This window comes from Mesorhizobium sp. M4A.F.Ca.ET.022.05.2.1, from assembly GCF_003998845.1.
Taxonomy (GTDB): domain Bacteria; phylum Pseudomonadota; class Alphaproteobacteria; order Rhizobiales; family Rhizobiaceae; genus Mesorhizobium.
Map to the genome: position 1 here is coordinate 1 of NZ_RZOJ01000839.1, position 433 is coordinate 433.

Genomic DNA, 433 nt, shown 5'->3' on the forward strand with positions numbered 1-433 from the left:
TCTGGGAAGACCGCTATTCCTGCGCCTCCATCGCCGTGTCGAACTGACGGATGCGGGCCATCGGCTGCTCGGCCGATTGGTGAGAAGCTTCGACGATATCGACCGCGTGCTTTCCGAGCTCACGGCCTCGCCAGCCCAAGCCGTCGCGCGCGTCAGCGTCGAACCGTCGCTCGCCGCCGTGTGGCTGGTGCCACGGCTCAATCGCTTTCGCCAGTTGCGGCCTGATATCGACGTTTCCCTTGAAGTCGATCCACGGCCGATCGAGTTCCGCAGCGACCAGCCCGAGCTTGCCTTGCGTTTTAGCGCGCACGCCACGTCATGGCCGCGCAGCGAGGCCGAGCGCCTGGCCTCGACCGTCGATTCACCGGTCCTGTCGCCGGCGCTGCTTGCCGCCGGCCCTCCCCTGGAAAAGCCGATCGACCTTCGCCATTAC

1 protein-coding gene is annotated in these 433 nt (G+C 66.3%); it reads left to right on the forward strand.

Translation table 11 applies throughout. From position 1 onward, the window contains the following. Positions 1 to 433, forward strand: a 433-nt coding sequence (locus tag EN745_RS35720; RefSeq protein WP_245487923.1) for a LysR substrate-binding domain-containing protein, incomplete at both ends; no start/stop codon positions are given.